Source organism: Stenotrophomonas pictorum JCM 9942, from assembly GCF_001310775.1.
GTDB lineage: Bacteria > Pseudomonadota > Gammaproteobacteria > Xanthomonadales > Xanthomonadaceae > Stenotrophomonas > Stenotrophomonas pictorum.
This window is the reverse complement of record NZ_BAZI01000476.1, coordinates 1-1,718: the sequence shown is the minus strand read 5'-3', so window position 1 is coordinate 1,718 and position 1,718 is coordinate 1. Positions and strand designations below refer to the sequence as shown.

Here is a 1,718-nt window from a genome sequence, read left to right as displayed (position 1 = left end):
TGGAGGCAGCCACCACCGCACCGCGGGTGACGGTCACCACCGACGTGCTCAAGCTGGTGCTCGACGGCCGCAGCGTGCTCGATGCCGATCTGCTGCAGTTCCCGCAGACCAAGGCCGCCGGCAGCCCGCCGGTGCAGTTGCTGACTGAAGACACCGCCCATCCGTACAGTGCCACCGCCGGCTGGGCCGGTCAGGGCGGCTCGCCGGTGCCCGGTGCCAACGGCTTCCAGCCGGCACAACCGGTCACCGAGGTGGTGCTGGCTGAAGGCCAGGACAGCGTCCAGGTGCCGTTCGTCTGGAATGGCCCCAATGGCGTCAGCATCCACCGCACCTACACCTTCAAGCGTGGCGACTACGCCATCGGCGTGAAGGATGAAGTGGTCAACACCGGCACCGTGCCGTGGCAGGGCTATGTGTTCCGCAAGCTCGACCGCGTGCCGCCGGTGATCAGCAAGGGCATGACCAACCCGGATTCGTTCAGCTTCAACGGTGCCACCTGGTACAGCGCCGCCGATGGCTACCAGCGCCGCGCCTTCTCCGACTATCTGGACGACGGCAACGTCAACCAGACCATCACCGGCGGCTGGCTGGCGATGCTGCAGCACCACTTCTTCACCGCGTGGATTCCGCAGGCCGACCAGTCGGCGCTGTACCTGCTCTCGCAGAACGGCCCGCGCCATGTGATCGAAGCGCGCGGTCCGGGCTTCAGCGTGGCCCCGGGGCAGAAGGTCAGCACCGAGGCGCGCCTGTGGGTGGGCCCGAAGCTAGTCAACCAGATCGCCAAGGAAGACGTGAAGGGTCTGGACCGCGTGGTCGACTACAGCCGTTTCTCGCTGATGGCGGTGATCGGCCAGGGCCTGTTCTGGGTGCTCAACCAGGTGCACAAACTGGTCGGCAACTGGGGCTGGGCGATTGTCGGCCTGGTGATCCTGCTGAAGCTGGCGCTGTTCCCGCTGGCCAACGCGCAGTTCAAGTCGCAGGCCAAGATGCGCAAGTTCCAGCCGCGCATCGCCCAGCTCAAGGAACGCTACGGCGACGACAAGCAGAAGTTCCAGGTCGCCATGATGGAGCTGTACAAGAAGGAGAAGATCAATCCGCTGGGCGGCTGCCTGCCGCTGCTGATCCAGATGCCGATCTTCTTCGCGCTGTACTGGGTGCTGGTCGAATCGGTGGAGCTGCGCCAGGCACCGTGGTTCGGCTGGATCCAGGACCTGACCGCGCGTGACCCGTACTTCATCCTGCCGGTGATCAACGTCGCGGTGATGTGGTTCACGCAGAAGCTGACCCCGGCCGTGGGCATGGACCCGATGCAGCAGAAGATGATGCAGTTCATGCCGCTGGTGTTCGGCGTGATGATGGCCTTCATGCCGTCCGGTCTGGTGCTGTACTGGGTGGTCAACGGCGGCCTGAGCCTGGCCCAGCAGTGTGGATGATCAAAAAGCACGGCGAAGACACGCCGAGCAAGGTCATCGAAGCCAAGTAACCAAAAGCCCGCCGCAAGGCGGGCTTTTCGCATGCGGCGCTAGAATCGCCGGCAGCCGCGTTCAGTCTCCTTTTTCCCGAGTTTGCCCATGCCCTGCGTGCCTTCGCGATCCCGTCTGCTGCTGCTTTCACTGGTGTTGGCCGCCTCCAGCCTCAGCGGTTGCACTGACCGGAGCGAGGCCGAGAACCCGGCGGCAAACGCCGCTGCGGTCCCTGCCGATGCAGTCACCGGGCCG

General features: G+C 65.0%; 1 pseudogene. It reads left to right on the top strand.

Going from position 1 to position 1,718, the window contains the following annotated elements:
- Positions 1 to 1,483: pseudogene (gene yidC, locus JCM9942_RS15190) on the top strand (membrane protein insertase YidC); the annotation flags it as partial.
- Between the last annotated feature and the right edge of the window lie 235 nt (positions 1,484 to 1,718).